The sequence below is a fragment of the Azospirillum sp. BE72 genome, assembly GCF_031455875.1.
Classification (GTDB): Bacteria; Pseudomonadota; Alphaproteobacteria; order Azospirillales; family Azospirillaceae; genus Azospirillum.
In genome coordinates this window covers 192,609-208,813 of record NZ_JAVDTO010000005.1, presented here as the reverse complement: position 1 = coordinate 208,813, position 16,205 = coordinate 192,609, and the positions used below count along the sequence as shown (strand labels likewise).

The following is a 16,205-nucleotide window of genomic DNA, read 5'->3' as shown; positions in this document are numbered from 1 at the left end:
CATGGAACCGTCATCGAAGCACAGTTTCGGGTGCTTGGCGATGGTCCAGTAACGCTTGCGTCAGGGTGTCCCGCTACCGTCCTCCAACCGGGTCCAACGCAACGGGATCGCGGCCTTCCGCCGCCACCCGCGCTCCACATGCAGGCTCCAGCTTCGCTGTGCGTGGGGGAGTTCGGGGTCGGGCTGCCAATCGATGCCGACCGACCCGGTCAGGTGCAGCACGTCGCCGCTGGCGACATCGACCAGCAGCAACCCGGCGCGCGGGTTCAGCACCATGTTGCCCAGCGTTTTGAAATAGCGGTTGCCGGCATAGTCCGGCACGATCAGCCGGTCGCCGTCGACGCGGATGAAGCCCGCCGGCCCGCCCCGGTGCGACACGTCCAGCCGGCCGTCCTTCCCCGCCGACGAGGCGGAGGCGACGAAGGCGGTGTCCGCCGCACCGATCAGGCGCCGTGCCTCGCCGTCCAATCCCGACAGTGCTTCCACCGCTCCGGCGGGGGAGGGGGGTGCGGCCTCCACCCGGCGGACATGGATGTATTGCGGGCAGTTGCCGAAGCTCTCTTCCACCCCTATCGCAAAGGCCATCCCGTCGCGTGCCGCCACCCGCCCGTTCACGCGGTTGCGTCGCCGGGTGCCGAGGTCGATGCCCAGCGCCGCCACCGGCTCCCCCACCGCCGGTCCGGCCGGCCAGGGCTGCCACGCGCCAACATGCGGCCGCACCCACAGCGTCTGCGGATCGGCCGCGGCGACGAAGCCGGGGGCGCCGGTCAGCACGCCGGCTGACGGGTCGCCCGCTTCGTCCCGTGCGGCGACCAGCAGCCAGGGCAGCAGCGGATAGAACTCCTGGTGTTGGGAGATCAGCCGATCGCGGATCGGCGCCGACGGCACGCGGAACCCGGCCCGCGCCTGCGCCTCCCGCTCGCCGGGATGGAAGGGATAGGGGATGCGGTCCTGGTTCATGCCCGTGCTCCTTTTATCGGAATGGCGAAGGCGTTCAGGCAGATTGCGGAATGGCGCTCGGAATGGCGCTCTGGGGCATCGGTGTCAGCGCCGGGATCGCCTCCACCCGTTCCAGCCAGCGGCGGACCGCCGGATAGGGATCGAGCGGGATGCGGCCTTCCGGGGCGCGGGCGACATAGGCGTAGCAGGCGATGTCGGCGATGGTCGGCCGCTCCGCCGCCAGCCAGTCGCGGCTGGCCAGATGCCCGTCCATGAAGCGCAAAACGCGCTCCGCGACCCTCTGCGCATCGGTCAGCGAACCGGCCCCGCCCCAGAGCGTCAGGATGCGCGCCAGCGCCGGCCCGAAGCGCAGGTCGCCGGATGCGATCGACAGCCAGCGCTGCACCCGCGCCGCCTCTTCCGGCGCCTTCGGATTCCACAGGCCGGAACCGTCGTAGCGGTCGGCGAGATAGACCAGGATGGCGGTGGAGTCCGGCAGGACGAGGTCGCCGTCGACCAGCACCGGGATCTGTCCGAGCGGGTTCAGGGCGAGGAAGGCGTCCGACCGCCGCCGGTCGGCGTCGGTTTCGACATAGTGGTGGGGCAGGCCGAGGATGTTCAGGAACGCTTCCACCCGGTGGACGTGACCCGACAGACGCATGCCGTAGAGCGTGATGGCGGGTTCGGTGTTGAGGCTCATGGGAAGGCACCTCCTTGCTGGATCGCGGATGCCCACAGCCAACCACTTGCGTCTCCGCGCAGGAATGCGCTTTGATCAAAAGGCACTCTTTCAGAAATCGGAATAATTGTGGACCGGCTGGACGAACTGGCGATCTTCGTCGCGATCCTGGAGGCCGGCAGCCTCGCCGGTGCGGCCAAGCGGCTGCGCCGGTCTGCCCCCGCCGTTACCCGCGCCCTGTCGGGGCTGGAGGAGCGGCTCGGCCTGCGGCTGATCGAGCGCACCACCCGCAACCTCTCCCCCACCGATGCCGGGCGTCGGTTGGCGGAGCAGGCGCGCCGGCTGCTGGCCGATTATGACGAGGCGCTGGCCGCCACCGGCACCGACCGGCCGGTGCGCGGGCGGCTGCGCGTCACCGCTCCGGTGATGTTCGGGCGCAAGCATGTGACGCCGCTGGTCCTCGACTTCATGCGTGCCTTCCCCGACATCCGGGTCGAGCTGGTGCTGTCCGACGGCAATCTCGACCTGATCGAGGAGGAATTGGACGTCGCGATCCGCATCGGCCCGCTGCCCGACTCCGGCCTCGTCGCCCGGCGGGTGGGGCAGGTCGCGCGCTATCTGGTCGCCAGCCCCGGCTATCTGGAGCGGCGCGGCACGCCCTCGATGCCGGAGGATCTGGCCGGCCACGACATCATCCTGTCGACCGCCCGGCCCGGTCCGCCGGACTGGCGCTTTCTGGTCGACGGGCGGGAGCGGGTGGTGCGGGTCTCCCCGCGGCTGGCGGTCAGTCACATCGAGCCGGCCCTGCTTGCCGCGCGCGACGGGCACGGCATCGCCCGGCCACTGTCCTATCAGGCGGCCGACGACATCGCCGCCGGAACCCTCGTGCGCCTGATGCCGCATGCCGAGCCGGTGCCGCTGCCGGTCCATGTCGTGCTGCCGACGGCGCGGCTGATGCCCGGCCGGGTGCGCGCCTTCCTCGACCATGCGGTGCAGGGGCTGTCGGCGCTGGCCGTGCTGCACCGGTGACCGCGGTGCTTCGGCAGGAAGACCGTCAGGGATCGCGGACGACGCGGAATCCGTAGGCGGCAAAGCCGATTTCGGCCTCGTTCTCCCGCTGCACGGCGGAGCGGATGTAGCGCGGGTGGCTGTGCCACGACCCGCCGCGCATCCGCCGCCGCGGGCAAGCCTCTCCGGCCTCCGCGGACCCGTCCGTCGCGCAATCCTCCACCCATTGCCAGACATTGCCCAGCATGTCGTAAAGGCTGAAGCCGTTGGGCCGATAGCTGCCGACCGGGGCGGTGAACAGGGCGCCGTCGCGGCAGGCCGCCACCTCCCAGTCGGTGAAGCGGTCCTTGGCGGTCAGGTCGGCGCCGTTCGCCGCGCCGCATCCCGTCGCCGGGTCGTCGCCCCACCAGCGGGCGGTGGCGGTGCCGGCACGGGCCGCATACTCCCACTCCTCCTCCGTCGGCAGGCGATAGGCGTGGCCGGTGCGGCGGCTGAGCCAGTCCACATAGGCCTTGGCATCGTACCAGCTGATGCAGACCACCGGGTGGGCGTTCGTCTGGTCGAATCCCGGACGGCGCCAGGAGAAGTGCCAGCGCGGCAGCAGTTCGGTTTCGCCGGCATAGCCGCGGCAGACGGTGCGCGACCGGTATCCGCTGTCCTCGACGAAGCGGGCGTACTCGCCACGGGTGACCGTGTATTTGCCCAGGGCGAATGCGTGCCGGATCGTCGCCGGCCGCTGCATCGCTTCTCCCGGAAAACGCTCCGCCTCCGTCTCCGGCGAACCCTGGAGGAAGCTGCCGGCCGGCACCGTCACCAGCACCGGCGCGTCGGGATGGTCCCAGATCTCGCGCGCCGCGCCTCCGGCCTGCCAGACTTGGAAGGCGGCCAGCCGTTCGGCGCGCCAGCCGGTCAGATCCTCCGGTTCGGCCCGGCGCCAGGCGGTCAGCCCAGCCAGCAGAAGGATTAGGACGGCCACGGCGCCCAGCGAGCGGGGCAGGGCCATTCCCGTGACGGGGATGTCTTTTGCGGGGGAGGTGCTGTCGATCATCCCGTCATTTCCCAGGTGCAATCCGTCCCCGGCAACCGTGCGTCCGTGTCCTTGTCGGGGCACCTCCGGGCCGATCCGGCGGCCAAGGGATCGCCACCTGTTCCTTCTGGTTAGTGCCAAAGCGGTAGAGGGTCGAAAGCGTGGGAGCCCTGTTGGACCGGCAGGCGTTCATCAGAGCATTCGCACCACAAGGAGGACATTCATGGCTGCCTATCCCGCGGACCTCACGCGCGCGCTGTTCGTCACCGGCCTGCGCAACGCCCACGCGGTCGAACAGCAGGCGCTTGCGCTGATGGACCGCCAGTTGGACCGACTGGTGAACTATCCGGAGGTCGCCGACCATCTGCGCATGCACCGTGGCGAGACCGAGGCGCAGATCACCCGTCTCGACCAGATCCTGGACCAGTTGCAGGAAAGCCATTCCGGCCTGAAGGACACCGCCCTGTCGATCATGGGCAATCTGGCGGCGCTGGGCCACAGCTTCGCCGAGGACGAAATCCTCAAGAACTCCTTCGCCAACTACGCCTTCGAGAATTTCGAGGTGGCGAGCTACCGGTCGCTGCTGACCGTGGCGGATGCCGGCAACTTCGCCTTCGCCGTCCCGCTTCTGCAGACCTCGCTGCGCGAGGAGGAGGCGATGGCGTCCTGGGTGATCGAGAATGTGCCGACCCTGACCTTGAAATACCTGTCGCTGAAAGCTGCCGACCAGACCGCCGGCCGCTGACGCCGGCCGCGATCCGACTGCATGGAAAACGGCCGGGGAAGACAGGCTCTTCCCTGGCCGTTTTCTTTCGGCGCCAATACCTTGATGCCGGCAGGAAATCAGACGTCGTAGATCGGGCCTGGTGTCTTCTTGTTAGAGCCGCCGGCCTTGGCCGCATCGTTCACCGTGGCTTCCCCCGGTTGTGACGATGCCTTCCCAACAGCGCAGGGGCGCGGCCGTTGCCAAGGATCCGTCACCGGACATAGCCGCATCGCAATGCAGCCTTCCGGCCTTGTCCGGATTTTGCCCGGTGACGAGTCGGGCTTCTTTGCCGTAAGAGACTGGACGGGTCTCAATATGGATGGCACCCCCGTGCTCAGATCGGTTTCCCTTTGCCTGTTCGTCGCCGCGGCCGGCGGTCTTGCGGGCTGCACCTCCGACTATTCGCCCAACACCTACTCCTCCAGCGCGGTCCAGCAGGCCAACAAGGTGGAGCCGGCGGTCGTGGTCGGATTCCGTCAGGTGGCGATCAGCGCCAACGGCACGGTCGGCGCCGTCAGCGGCGGGGCGGCCGGCGGCATCCTGGGCGCGCAGGTCGGCTCCGGCGGCATGAACGCAGCGCTGGGCACCGTTGGCGGCACGGCGATCGGCGGCCTGCTGGGCACGGCGATTGAGCATATCGCCGGCGACACCACCGGCTGGGAATACATCGTCCGCAAATCCAACGGCGACCTGCTGTCTCTGACCCAGAAGGAGCCGCAGCCGCTGCCCATCGGTCAGAAGGTTCTGGTCATCACCGGCAGCCAGGCCCGCATCGTGCCCGACTATTCGTCGCCCGCCGACTCCGCGGCCGCCAAGGCCGATCCGGTCAAAGCCGACTCGGCCAAGACGGAGACCGCGGTGGAGCCTCCGAAGCCGGATACGCCGAAATCGGACATCAAGGCGGTGCCGCTCGCCCCGCCCCCCGCCTCCGCCCCGTCCGAATCCGCCGCCGGCCCCGCGCCGTCCAGCGGCGGCGGTCCCATCCGCCTGACCGCCCCCACCGACAATGCTCCTGCCGGCAATGCCCCGGTGCCGGCGGCGTCCGCTCCCGCCGCCGACCCAGTTCCGGCCGAGGCGAAGCCTGTCGAGTAGCTCCATACTTGTCCGAATGGACGGGATGGCGCACAGTCCGGTGATCAAACCGTAAGATCACCGGCCGAGGGTCCATGTCCGCCGTCGATTCCGCACACAGCGCCGCCCCCACTCCGCCCGCCGCTCCCGCCATGACCAGGGAGGAGTTGGAGGAGTTGATCCGCGAGGGGGTTCCCCTTGTCGGCAACTTCGGTATCGTCGTCGACAGCCTCGGTGCCGGCACGATCCGCCTGCGCCTGCCCTACAAGGACGATTTCGTCCGGCCGGGCGGCACCGTCACCGGTCCTGCCATGTTCGGGCTGGCCGATGTGGCGCTCTATGGCGCGGTGCTCAGCCTGATCGGGCGGGTGGAACTGGCGGTGACCACCAGCATGACCATCAACTTCCTGCGCCGCCCGCCTCCCGTCGCCATCATCGCCGAGGCGCGCGTCCTGAAGCTGGGCAAGCGGCTGGCCTATGGCGAGATCCTGCTGTTCTCCGAAGGCGATCCGGAGCCGGTCGCGCATGTCACCGGCACCTACTCCATCCCCCCGCACGATCCCGTCACCGTTGCGGTATCTCATTACCGTGTAGATGGGGCCTCGTAAAAATCTGTTTATTATCAATGGGTTTGGAGACGCGGTATCTGATTACCTCTCTTGCAAGATGCTGATATAAAAGGGAAATTTTTCGGTTGACAGAGGTGTGTCGCTGCCCGTAGAAAGCCGTCCGCTTCGGCGCCCCGGATTCGGCGGCCTGCCGATCCGTATTCGAAGAAACGAGTGTGGCGATGAAGACCTTCAATCTGAAGCCGACCGATATCGAGAAGAAGTGGTACGTCGTCGACGCCGACGGCCTCGTTCTCGGCCGGCTCGCCAGCATCCTGGCGAACATCCTGCGTGGCAAGAACAAGCCGACCTACACCCCGCACATGGATTGCGGCGACCATGTCGTCGTGATCAATGCCGAGAAGGTGAAGCTGACCGGCAACAAGCGCGACGCCGACATCTTCTACTGGCACACCGGCTATCCGGGCGGGATCAAGGGCCGTTCCAAGGGCCAGATCCTGGACGGCAAGTATCCGGAGCGTGTGATCGAGAAGGCCGTGGAGCGTATGGTTCCGCGCGGTCCGCTCGGCCGTCAGCAGATGACCCATCTCAAGGTCTACAAGGGCGCCACGCATCCGCACGATGCGCAGCAGCCGGTCGCCCTCGACATCGGCGCCCTGAACCCGAAGAATAAGCGGAGCGCGTAAGCATGGCTCAGGTCACCACCACCCTCTCCAGCCTTAAGGATCTGACGGGCGCCGCCGCCACCGCGACCGTCACCGAAGAGCTGGCCGCTCCGAAGCTGGACGCCCAGGGCCGCGCCTACGCCACCGGCAAGCGCAAGGACGCCGTCGCCCGCGTGTGGATCAAGCCGGGCACCGGCAAGGTCACCGTGAACGGCCGCGACCAGTCGGTCTACTTCGCCCGTCCGGTGCTGCGCATGATGATCGCCCAGCCGTTCGGCGTGACCGAGCGTCTGGACCAGTTCGACGTCGTCGCCACCGTCGCCGGTGGCGGTCTGTCGGGCCAGGCCGGTGCCGTCCGTCACGGCATCTCCAAGGCGCTGACCTACTTCGAGCCGGCCCTGCGCCCGCCGCTGAAGGCCGCCGGCTTCCTGACCCGCGACGCCCGTACGGTCGAGCGTAAGAAGTACGGCCGCGCCAAGGCCCGCCGCAGCTTCCAGTTCTCGAAGCGCTAATCCCTACACGGGCCCGCGGCTTTACGGTACAAGCGAGGGGCGTCCCGAAAGGGGCGCCCCTTTCTTTTTGTCCGGCTATCACCAATCAAGCGTTCCTCCCGTCAAGCGAAGGACATCGCCTCCATGGCCTCGATCAGCATTCCGGGCAGCACTCCCGGCGGTTCGAAAATCCGCGTCGGCATCCTGGGCGCTTCCGGTTACACCGGCGCCGAACTGGTGCGCATGCTGCTGCGCCACCCGAACGTCGAGATCGCCGCCCTGACCGCCGAACGACAGGCCGGCAAGCCGATGGCGGAGGTGTTCCCGCATCTGGGCGGCTATGGCCTGCCCGATCTGGTGAAGATCGAGCAGCTGAAGTGGGACGGCCTGGACTTCATCTTCTGCGCCCTGCCGCACGGCACCACGCAGGAGGTGATCGCCGGCCTGCCCAGCGGGCTGAAGGTGGTCGACCTGTCCGCCGATTTCCGTTTGAGCGACCCGGCCGAATACGCCACCTGGTACGGGCATGAGCATCGCGCCGTCGGCCTGCAGAAGGAGGTCGCCTACGGCCTGACCGAATTCAACCGCCAGGGCGTGCGCAAGGCGCGGGTGGTGGCCAATCCGGGCTGCTACCCGACCTGTTCGCTGCTGCCGCTGCTGCCGCTGCTGATGGAAAACCAGATCGAGCCGGGCGGCATCATCATCGACGCCAAGTCCGGCGTGTCGGGTGCCGGCCGCGACGCCAAGCAGGCCAACCTGTTCACCGAGGTGTCGGAGGGCTTCAACGCCTATGGCGTCGGCCACCACCGCCACATGCCGGAGATCGAGCAGGAGCTGCGGCTGGCCGCCGGCCGGCCGGTCACCGTCTCCTTCACCCCGCATCTGGTGCCGATGAACCGCGGCATGATGGCGACCATTTATGTCCGCATGGCCGACGGCGTCACCGCCGACGACCTGCGCGCGACGTTGGCCGCCCGCTATGCCGACGAACCCTTCGTCGGCGTGACGCCGGCCGGCGTGGTTCCGGCGACGCGCCATGTCCGCGCGTCCAACCACAATCTGATCGGCGTGGTCGCCGACCGCACCCCGCGCGGCGCCATCATCGTGTCGGTGATCGACAATCTGGTGAAGGGCGCCTCGGGCCAGGCCATCCAGAACATGAACGTCATGATGGGTCTGGGCGAGACCACCGGCATCGATCAGGCGCCGCTTTTCCCGTAACAAGTTGGCACGAGGGGGCTGTGACAGCGTTGTGGCCCCCTGTCCGCACTGTTGCACAGAGGCACCAATCGGGATTTGCTTTGCCCTGTCAATGCGAAATCAGGTGGTGCCTTAAGCCTTACGGTGCTTCAATCCGGCCCGTCATGCACGACTTCGGTACGACCTGATGACCGGCCTTGTCCGCGCCTTCAACGGCATCCTGCCCACCATCGACCCGACCGCGTTCATCGCGGAAACGGCGGCGGTGATCGGTGATGTCGTGATCGGGGCGAACAGCAGCATCTGGTACGGCTGCACCGTGCGTGGAGACGTCAACGAGGTCCGAATCGGCGCTCGCACCAACATTCAGGACGGCACCGTGATCCACGTGGCCTCTGAAGGGCAGGGCACCTACATCGGAGACGACATCACCGTCGGCCATATGGCGCTGCTGCACGCCTGCACGCTGGAAGACGGCTGCTTCATCGGCATGAAGGCCTGCATCCTGGATGGGGCCTATGTCGAGTCGCGGGCGATGGTCGCCGCCGGTGCTCTGGTGACGCCCGGAAAGCGGGTGACGTCCGGATTCTTGTGGGCCGGCAGCCCTGCTAGACCGGTTCGCGAGCTGACGGAGCGCGATCTCGCGGTTTTTCCGGTTCTCAGCCACCGTTACACGGATTTGGCGGAAACCTACCGGAAAAGCTGCTATGGAAGTGGAGCATAGGTCCAAGAACAGGTACGGTTCGGCCAATCGGCTGAGGTGTCGGAACACCACCGCACACCACATGTTGGGATGGTCGCTGCCGCGCTTGCACATGGGCGGATGCTTCGATTGATAGGTTCATCCCCCGCAGGCACTCTGATGGGGAAGGGTTCTGGAAGGGAGTGAAGACAATGAAGACTATTGTTCGCGCGGGTCTGGCTGCCATCCCGGCCGCCATCGTCGCTTTCGGTCTGTCGGCGGCCGCCAATGCCCAGGACGCGAGCCTGGTCGGCAAGGGCACCGAGTGGTGCAACCCGGTCATCGGCTGGGGCAACGTCGCCGCCCGCACCGGTGACGGCGGCTACGTCATCCATCAGGGCAGCTATCCGTGCCCGCCGGCCGCCGCTGCTCCGGCTCCGGCCGCCGTCGCTGCGGTCCAGAGCGAATATCTGGTGTTCTTCGACTGGGATAAGTCGACCATCACCCCGGCCGCCGATCGCGTGATCGGTGACGCGGTGTCGGCCATCCTGAAGAACGGTGGCGCCAAGATCCACGTCGTCGGCCACACCGACACGTCGGGCTCGCCGGCCTACAACCAGAAGCTGTCGCTGCGTCGTGCCGACGCGGTCAAGAAGGCTCTGGTTGCCAAGGGCATCCAGACCGCCAACATCACGACCGAAGGCAAGGGCGAGAGCCAGCTGCTGGTCCAGACCGGCCCGAACGTGCGTGAGCCGTCCAACCGTCGTGCGCAGATCCTGCCGCGCCTGCTGAACGCTCCGTCGTCCTAAGGACGGTTGGCAGGAGGCCGCGCCGGGGGTTTCGGAACGGCCTTCCCGCCTGCGGGAGAATCCGCAAGAAAAAGGCCGCGCCGGGCTTCCCCGGTCGCGGCCTTTTTCCGTTTCAGTGCGCTCTCAGCCCGCGATCTGGGCCGGGTCCTGTTCCGGCGCCCCGGCGGTCAGCCGCAGCGGCACCACGCCCGCCCACACCGGGTGGGCCATATCCTCCGGATCGTCGCTTGGCGGGCCGGAGCGCCGCTTGACCGACGCCTCGGCGATCGGGAAGGCCAGCACGGATGTGGCCTTCAGCTCCTGCACATTGGGCGCCCGCACCTTGGCGCTGCGGCCGGGTTCGATCTTTTCCATCAGGGCATCCAGGGCGGCGCGCTTCTCCGCCTCCTCCATCACCAGCCGCGGCCGGCCGAACAGCATGACCGAGCGGTAATTGACGGAGTGATGGAAGGCCGAGCGCGCCAGCACCCAGCCGTCGATCAGCGACAGGGTGATGCAGGCCTCGCCCCCCTCCTGCAGCCGCCGGATCATCCGGCTGGAGGATGCGCCGTGGATCATCAGTTCGTCCCCCACGCGCCAGGGAACCGTCGGGATCACCATGGGAGAGGGCGCACCATGGCCCTTGATGGCGTCGTCGACGAAGCCGACGTGGCAGATCGGCGCCTCGTCGATGATGGCGTGGATCAGAGCGACGTCATGGCTGCCGCGGTCGCCCAGCCGTACAGGCCGGGTGCGCGGGGTCTGGGCCAGGGCGGCGGGGGAGTCGGGGGTGGTATCCGCGAGAAGGCTGGTCATGGTCGTGCTCAAGGCCGGAACTGTTGCGATGGCCCAGAATGGCCCGCAGAATGGCTCTCTCAAAAGGTCCGGAATGCCGATTCGATAGGGACCAATTCGCGCATCTCCACGGAGGACCGTCATGGCCCGTTCGGCAGTTCCGGTTCTGTCCAGCCTTGGACCGGTGGCGCTCGACCGCGACGGGGCGGAGCCGCTACACCGCCAACTCTACCGCGCGCTGCGTCAAGCGGTGCTGGACGGACGGCTGCGCCCGGGAGAGAGGCTGCCGCCCAGCCGGGCGCTCGCCATCGAATGGGGGCTGTCGCGCAACACGGTGGTGACCGCCTACGACACGCTGCTGGCGGAGGGTTACGTCACCGGGCGGGTGGGGGCCGGCACCTTCGTCGCCGCCTCGCTTCCCGATGCGGCGCCCGGCAGCATTCCCGCCCGCGACGAAGTCCGCCGGGGTGTCGGCCTGTCCGTCCGCGGCCGTATTTTGGCCGAGGCGCCGGCCATCGCCCGCGACCGGGTGGCGCAGCCCTTCGCGCTCGGCACGCCGGATCTCGGCGTTTTTCCCTTCGCCCTGTGGGCGCAGCTTCTCGGACGCTGCTGGCGCCAGGGCGGGCGGGTGCTGGCGACCGAGCCGGACCTGCTGGGCTACGCTCCGCTGCGGGCGGAGATCGCCGCCTATCTGCGCGCCGTCCGTGCCGTCCGCTGCGAGCCGGAGCAGGTCGTCATCGTCTCCGGCGCGCAGCAGGGGCTGGCGCTGTTGGCGCAGCTGCTTCTCGACCCTGGCGACGAGGCCTGGGTGGAGGAGCCGGGTTGGCCCGGCAATCGCGCCGCCCTGCTGGGGGCCGGGGCACGGCTGGTCCCGGTGCCGGTGGACGGGGAGGGGATCGACGTCGCGGCCGCCATGGCTCGCGGTGCCGACGCCCGGCTGGCGCTGGTCACCCCCTCCCACCAGTTCCCCTTGGGCGTGACCATGAGCCTCGCGCGGCGCCTGCGCCTGCTGGACTGGGCGGCGGCCCGAGACGCCTGGATCGTCGAGGACGATTACGACAGCGAGTTCCGCTATGCCGGTCCGCCGCTGGCCGCTCTCCAGGGGTTGGACGGCGCCGGGCGCGTCATCTATGTCGGCAGCTTCAGCAAGGTGATGTTCCCGGCGCTGCGGCTGGGCTATGTCGTGGTGCCGCCCGATCTGGTCGAGCCGGTGCGCGCCGCGCGGCGCCATTTCGACGGCGGAACCAGCGTGGTGCCGCAGGCGGCCCTGCACCGTTTCCTCGCCGACGGTCATTTCGCCTCGCACCTGCGGGCCATGCGCTCCCTCTACGCTGCCAAGCGCACCGCCATCCTGGAGTCGATCGCAGGCGCCTTCGACGGCTTCGCCACGGCCGAGGCGGGGGAGGCCGGCATGCATGTCCTGCTCCGCCTGCCGCCGGACTGCCCCGACCATGCCCTGGCCAATCGCGCCGCCCGCATCGGCCTGACCACGCCGCCGCTGTCCAGTTACCATCGCGCCGCCGACGGCATCGCCGGCAACGGCCTGCTGCTCGGCTTCGCCGCCCATGATCCGGCGGCGCTCGACCGCGCAGTGTGCGATCTGGCGCGGTTGTGCGTCGATGACTGCAATTGAGTCGTCGGCCAAATCGCGGGCTCCGGATGGTGTGTCAATCGGCCCGCCTGGATAACTCTTCCGCGTCACTCCATGTCCAGTCCGGAGTGTTGCGCATTTTGACTTTCGGCTCGAAAACGCTCCCGACCGTTGCGGTCCCTGACTTTTGCCGTCGAGCATATCCGGAAGTCAGGGGTTGCCTGATGGCTCGCCGGGTGAAACCTTCGAGCGGGTGGCTTGTTTCCGTCCCGTGTTCCCGCGACACGTGTTCCGTCAATCGCTTCTCGAAAGTGCTGGACCCATGATCGATCGGCAGGACCGGCTCTGGTACAAGGACGCCGTCATCTACCAACTGCACATCAAGGCGTTCTTCGACGCCGACAATGACGGCATCGGCGATTTCGCCGGCCTGACCCAGAAGCTGGACTATATCCAGGATCTGGGTGTAACGGCGGTGTGGCTTCTGCCCTTCTATCCGTCCCCGCTGCGCGACGACGGCTATGACATCGCCGACTACACCTCGGTCAACCCGACCTACGGGAACCTGGATGACTTCCGGCGCTTCATGGAGGAATGCCACAACCGCGGCCTCAGGGTGATCACCGAACTGGTGATCAACCACACCTCCGACCAGCATCCCTGGTTCCAGCGCGCGCGGGAGGCGCCTCCCGGCTCCAACCACCGCGACTATTATGTCTGGTCCGACAGCGACCAGAAATACCAGGGCACGCGCATCATCTTCTGCGACACGGAAAAGTCCAACTGGACCTGGGATCCGGTCGCCAACGCCTATTATTGGCACCGCTTCTATTCGCACCAGCCCGACCTGAACTTCGACAATCCCGAGGTTCTGGAGGAGGTGCTGAAGGTCATGCGCTTCTGGCTGGACATCGGGGTGGACGGGCTGCGGCTCGACGCCATTCCCTACCTGAAGGAGCGCGAGGGCACCAACAACGAGAATCTGCCGGAGACCCACGACGTCCTGAAGGCGATCCGCGCCGCGCTGGACGCCGAATACCCCGACCGCATGCTGCTGGCCGAGGCCAACCAGTGGCCGGAGGACGTGCTGCCCTATTTCGGCGATCCGGAAAAGGGCGGCGACGAATGCCACATGTCCTTCCACTTCCCGCTGATGCCGCGCATCTACATGGCGGTGGCGATGGAGGACCGGCATCCCATCGCCGACATCATGCGCCAGACCCCGGACATCCCGGCGGACTGCCAATGGGCCATCTTCCTGCGCAATCACGATGAACTGACGCTGGAGATGGTCACCGACAGCGAGCGCGACTATCTGTGGAACTTCTACGCCGCCGACCGGCGCATGCGGATCAATCTCGGCATCCGCCGCCGCCTGGCGCCGCTGCTGGAGAACGACCGCCGCAAGATCGAGCTGCTGAACAGCCTGCTGATGTCGATGCCCGGCACGCCTGTGCTTTACTACGGCGACGAGATCGGCATGGGCGACAACATCTATCTCGGCGACCGCGACGGCGTGCGCACGCCGATGCAATGGTCGATCGACCGCAACGGCGGCTTCTCGCGCGCCGACCCGGCGCGGCTCTATCTGCCGGCGGTGCTCGACCCGATCTACGGCTTCATGGCCGTCAATGTGGAGGCGCAGGCGCGCAACCCGTCCTCGCTGCTGAACTGGATGAAGCGCCTTGTGGCGGTGCGCAAGCAGCGCCAGAGCTTCGGCCGCGGCAGCTTCTCGCTGCTCTATCCCGGCAACCGCAAGGTGCTGGCCTATGTCCGCTGCATGGAGACGGAAAACGGGTCGGAGATCGCGCTGTGCGTCGCCAACCTGTCGCGCTCGGCCCAGGCGGTGGAACTGGACCTGAAGAACTGGAAGGGCCGCATTCCGGTCGAACTGCTGGGGCGCACCGTCTTCCCGCCGATCGGCGACCTTCCCTATCTGCTGACGCTGCCGGCCTATGGCTTCTACTGGTTCGCGCTGACCGCGGAGGCGGAACTGCCGACCTGGCACGAAACCCCGCCGGAACCGGTGCCGGACCTGCTGACCGTGGTGGTGCGCGACGGCTGGCACAGCCTGACCACCGGAAAGGCGGCGGACGAGCTGGGCCGCGACGTCCTGCAGGCCTTCCTGCCCAAGCAGCGCTGGTTCTCCGCCAAGGACCGCCGGATCACCCGGTCGCACGTCACCATGGCCGCCCAGCTGCCGGGCCCCGGCGACGGCTTCATGCTGGTCCGCACCCAGGTGGGCCTGAGCGGAGTCGGCGTAGACGGCGATGCCGCCGAGCAGAGCTATTTCCTGCCGATGGCGATGAGTTGGGAGAATGGGGCCGGCGGCACCGGCTGGCCGCTGCTTCCCTACACGCTGGCCAAGGTGCGGCGGGGTCCCCGGACCGGCGCCATCTATGACGCGGTGCAGGCGGACAGCTTCGCGCTCGCCCTGATCGAGGCGCTGCGGCGCGGCGAGACGCTGCAGGCGATGTCGGCGCCGGGGATGGCCGGCAGCGGCAGCATCCGCTTCACCGCCACCGACGCGCTGGCCGCCATCGAGCTGTCGGAAGAGCCCGAGGTGCGGCGACTGGGCGTAGAGCAGAGCAACACCTCCGTCCTGGTCGACAGCCAGATCGTGCTGAAGGTCCTGCGCCGGCTGGTGGAGGGCGAGCATCCCGAGGTCGAGATGGGCCGCTTCCTGACGGAGGTCGGCTTCGCCAACACCCCGGCCCTGCTGGGCACCGTGGAGCAGGTGGCAGCCGACGGCACGCCGACCGCGCTGGCGGTGGCGCAGGCCTTCGTCCGCAACCAGGGCGACGGCTGGGCCAGCACGGTGGAGGAGCTGGAACGCCAGTTGGAGGACATCCGCCTCGGCGTCGCCGGCACAACCGAAGACGCGGCGGAGGCGGGCCAGCCCTTCGGCATGCATCTTGTGATGATGACCACGCTGGGGCAGCGCACCGCCGAACTGCACCGCGCGCTGGCGCAGGCCACCGGCAAGCCGGCCTTCGATCCGGAGCCGATCTCAGCCGAGGATGTGGCGGGTTGGGCCGATGCCGCCCGCGCCCAGGCGGAGGCCGCCTTCGCCGCCCTGCCCGGAACGCTGGACCGTCTGCCTGCCGACGTGCGCGCCGACGCCGAACAGCTGCTGGCCCGCCGGGCCGAGGCGATGGGGCGGCTCGATGCGCTGGCGGGGATGCGGATCGACGGCGTCAAGACCCGCATCCACGGCGACTATCACCTGGGTCAGGTCGTGCGGGCGCAGAACGACTGGTACATCCTGGACTTCGAAGGCGAGCCGGCGAAGACGCTGGAGGAACGCCGTGCCAAGTCCAGCGCCCTGCGCGACGTGGCCGGCATGCTGCGCTCCTTCAACTATGCCGCCTGGGCGGCGCTGTTCCGGCTGGACAGCGCGGGCGAGGGCGCCAACAGCGGTGACAGCCCGGCGCTGGCTGCCGCCCTCGACTGGGAACGCCGCAGCATCGACTCCTTCCTCGACGGCTACCGCACGGCCATCGAGGGTTGCCCGGTCTGGCCCACGGAGACTGGGGCGGGCGATGAGGCCGCGCGCGGCCTGCTGACCCTGTTCCTGTTGGAAAAGGCCTTCTACGAGATCGGCTACGAGGCGGCGAACCGGCCCAACTGGATCGGCATCCCGGTCAAGGGCGTGCTGGGGCTGCTCGACGATGCACGGGAGGACGGCGCGAAGGGGTGAAAGGCCAAATCCGCGGCGGGCATGGTGTGACGAAACCGCCGCGGGTATGTTCACGTGCGGAGAAGGCCGCCGACCTCACTCCTGCGAAGACGGAGCAGTGCCAACTTGCCCCCACCCCGTCCCTCCCCCGCCCTCGGCCGGCCGAAGGCCGGTCTGATCGCGGGAGAGGGTGCCTTATGCAAAGCGGCGGCAGTCCCCTCTCCCGCGTCAGCGGGGGAGGGTTAGGGAGGGGGC

General features: G+C 68.2%; 15 protein-coding genes. 11 read left to right on the top strand and 4 right to left on the bottom strand.

Translation table 11 applies throughout. The annotated features are described in order from the left end of the window. Positions 1 to 60: 60 nt before the first annotated feature. Positions 61 to 960 carry a pyridoxamine 5'-phosphate oxidase family protein gene (locus tag J2Y49_RS17235; protein WP_310116085.1) on the bottom strand — a complete coding sequence of 300 codons (900 nt, stop codon included), beginning with the start codon at positions 958 to 960 and terminating at the stop codon, positions 61 to 63. Positions 961 to 994: 34 nt separating this feature from the next. Continuing rightward, a complete protein-coding gene (locus tag J2Y49_RS17230; RefSeq protein WP_310116084.1) occupies positions 995 to 1,639 on the bottom strand; it encodes a glutathione S-transferase in 645 nt (214 codons plus the stop codon). A 108-nt stretch (positions 1,640 to 1,747) separates the two neighbouring features. Between J2Y49_RS17230 and J2Y49_RS17225 the strand changes: the two genes are divergently transcribed. Beyond that, a complete protein-coding gene (locus J2Y49_RS17225) occupies positions 1,748 to 2,647 on the top strand; it encodes a LysR family transcriptional regulator (protein ID WP_310116083.1) in 900 nt (299 codons plus the stop codon). A gap of 25 nt (positions 2,648 to 2,672) precedes the next feature. Here the strand turns inward: J2Y49_RS17225 and J2Y49_RS17220 are convergent, their stop codons facing one another. Next, positions 2,673 to 3,674 carry a formylglycine-generating enzyme family protein gene (locus J2Y49_RS17220; RefSeq protein ID WP_310116082.1) on the bottom strand — a complete coding sequence of 334 codons (1,002 nt, stop codon included), beginning with the start codon at positions 3,672 to 3,674 and terminating at the stop codon, positions 2,673 to 2,675. Positions 3,675 to 3,876: 202 nt separating this feature from the next. Here J2Y49_RS17220 and J2Y49_RS17215 point away from each other — a divergent pair, with 202 nt between their 5' ends. The 8 genes from J2Y49_RS17215 (at position 3,877) to J2Y49_RS17180 (ending at position 9,906) form a co-directional block, all read left to right on the top strand. Beyond that, on the top strand, positions 3,877 to 4,398 hold the full coding sequence (locus J2Y49_RS17215; protein WP_310116081.1) for a ferritin-like domain-containing protein: 522 nt from the start codon (positions 3,877 to 3,879) through the stop codon (positions 4,396 to 4,398). Between the two features lie 351 nt (positions 4,399 to 4,749). After that, the gene (locus tag J2Y49_RS17210; RefSeq protein WP_310116080.1) at positions 4,750 to 5,511 is read left to right on the top strand and encodes a glycine zipper 2TM domain-containing protein; all 762 of its coding nucleotides are present in this window, start codon (positions 4,750 to 4,752) and stop codon (positions 5,509 to 5,511) included. 74 nt (positions 5,512 to 5,585) lie between these two features. Beyond that, entirely contained in the window at positions 5,586 to 6,098 is a 513-nt protein-coding gene (locus J2Y49_RS17205) for a PaaI family thioesterase (protein ID WP_310116079.1), read from the top strand. 182 nt (positions 6,099 to 6,280) lie between these two features. After that, on the top strand, positions 6,281 to 6,745 hold the full coding sequence (rplM, locus tag J2Y49_RS17200) for a 50S ribosomal protein L13 (protein ID WP_194913026.1): 465 nt from the start codon (positions 6,281 to 6,283) through the stop codon (positions 6,743 to 6,745). Between the two features lie 2 nt (positions 6,746 to 6,747). After that, a complete protein-coding gene (gene rpsI / locus J2Y49_RS17195; RefSeq protein WP_014187881.1) occupies positions 6,748 to 7,236 on the top strand; it encodes a 30S ribosomal protein S9 in 489 nt (162 codons plus the stop codon). 123 nt (positions 7,237 to 7,359) lie between these two features. Further along, on the top strand, positions 7,360 to 8,436 hold the full coding sequence (gene argC / locus J2Y49_RS17190) for an N-acetyl-gamma-glutamyl-phosphate reductase (RefSeq protein ID WP_310116078.1): 1,077 nt from the start codon (positions 7,360 to 7,362) through the stop codon (positions 8,434 to 8,436). 166 nt (positions 8,437 to 8,602) lie between these two features. Continuing rightward, the gene (locus tag J2Y49_RS17185; protein WP_111068422.1) at positions 8,603 to 9,139 is read left to right on the top strand and encodes a gamma carbonic anhydrase family protein; all 537 of its coding nucleotides are present in this window, start codon (positions 8,603 to 8,605) and stop codon (positions 9,137 to 9,139) included. 170 nt (positions 9,140 to 9,309) lie between these two features. Beyond that, the gene (locus tag J2Y49_RS17180; RefSeq protein WP_149228278.1) at positions 9,310 to 9,906 is read left to right on the top strand and encodes an OmpA family protein; all 597 of its coding nucleotides are present in this window, start codon (positions 9,310 to 9,312) and stop codon (positions 9,904 to 9,906) included. A 123-nt stretch (positions 9,907 to 10,029) separates the two neighbouring features. On the opposite strand, the gene J2Y49_RS17175 is transcribed toward J2Y49_RS17180, so the two are convergent. Then, on the bottom strand, positions 10,030 to 10,701 hold the full coding sequence (locus J2Y49_RS17175; protein ID WP_310116077.1) for a pyridoxamine 5'-phosphate oxidase family protein: 672 nt from the start codon (positions 10,699 to 10,701) through the stop codon (positions 10,030 to 10,032). 121 nt (positions 10,702 to 10,822) lie between these two features. Between J2Y49_RS17175 and J2Y49_RS17170 the strand changes: the two genes are divergently transcribed. Together J2Y49_RS17170 and treS are read left to right on the top strand one after the other, a co-directional pair. Further along, entirely contained in the window at positions 10,823 to 12,313 is a 1,491-nt protein-coding gene (locus J2Y49_RS17170; RefSeq protein WP_310116076.1) for a PLP-dependent aminotransferase family protein, read from the top strand. A gap of 280 nt (positions 12,314 to 12,593) precedes the next feature. Then, a complete protein-coding gene (treS, locus tag J2Y49_RS17165; RefSeq protein WP_310116075.1) occupies positions 12,594 to 15,971 on the top strand; it encodes a maltose alpha-D-glucosyltransferase in 3,378 nt (1,125 codons plus the stop codon). Positions 15,972 to 16,205 lie beyond the last annotated feature (234 nt).

Excerpts from the sequence above, each read along its gene's own strand:
- rpsI (WP_014187881.1), top strand. The coding sequence starts at position 6,748 with ATGGCTCAGGTCACCACCACCCTCTCCAGCCTTAAGGATCTGACGGGC.
- rplM (WP_194913026.1), top strand. The coding sequence starts at position 6,281 with ATGAAGACCTTCAATCTGAAGCCGACCGATATCGAGAAGAAGTGGTAC.
- J2Y49_RS17215 (WP_310116081.1), top strand. The coding sequence starts at position 3,877 with ATGGCTGCCTATCCCGCGGACCTCACGCGCGCGCTGTTCGTCACCGGC.
- J2Y49_RS17170 (WP_310116076.1), top strand. The coding sequence starts at position 10,823 with ATGGCCCGTTCGGCAGTTCCGGTTCTGTCCAGCCTTGGACCGGTGGCG.
- J2Y49_RS17175 (WP_310116077.1), bottom strand. The coding sequence starts at position 10,701 with ATGACCAGCCTTCTCGCGGATACCACCCCCGACTCCCCCGCCGCCCTG.
- treS (WP_310116075.1), top strand. The coding sequence starts at position 12,594 with ATGATCGATCGGCAGGACCGGCTCTGGTACAAGGACGCCGTCATCTAC.
- J2Y49_RS17180 (WP_149228278.1), top strand. The coding sequence starts at position 9,310 with ATGAAGACTATTGTTCGCGCGGGTCTGGCTGCCATCCCGGCCGCCATC.
- J2Y49_RS17230 (WP_310116084.1), bottom strand. The coding sequence starts at position 1,639 with ATGAGCCTCAACACCGAACCCGCCATCACGCTCTACGGCATGCGTCTG.
- J2Y49_RS17185 (WP_111068422.1), top strand. The coding sequence starts at position 8,603 with ATGACCGGCCTTGTCCGCGCCTTCAACGGCATCCTGCCCACCATCGAC.
- J2Y49_RS17235 (WP_310116085.1), bottom strand. The coding sequence starts at position 960 with ATGAACCAGGACCGCATCCCCTATCCCTTCCATCCCGGCGAGCGGGAG.
- J2Y49_RS17220 (WP_310116082.1), bottom strand. The coding sequence starts at position 3,674 with ATGATCGACAGCACCTCCCCCGCAAAAGACATCCCCGTCACGGGAATG.
- argC (WP_310116078.1), top strand. The coding sequence starts at position 7,360 with ATGGCCTCGATCAGCATTCCGGGCAGCACTCCCGGCGGTTCGAAAATC.
- J2Y49_RS17205 (WP_310116079.1), top strand. The coding sequence starts at position 5,586 with ATGTCCGCCGTCGATTCCGCACACAGCGCCGCCCCCACTCCGCCCGCC.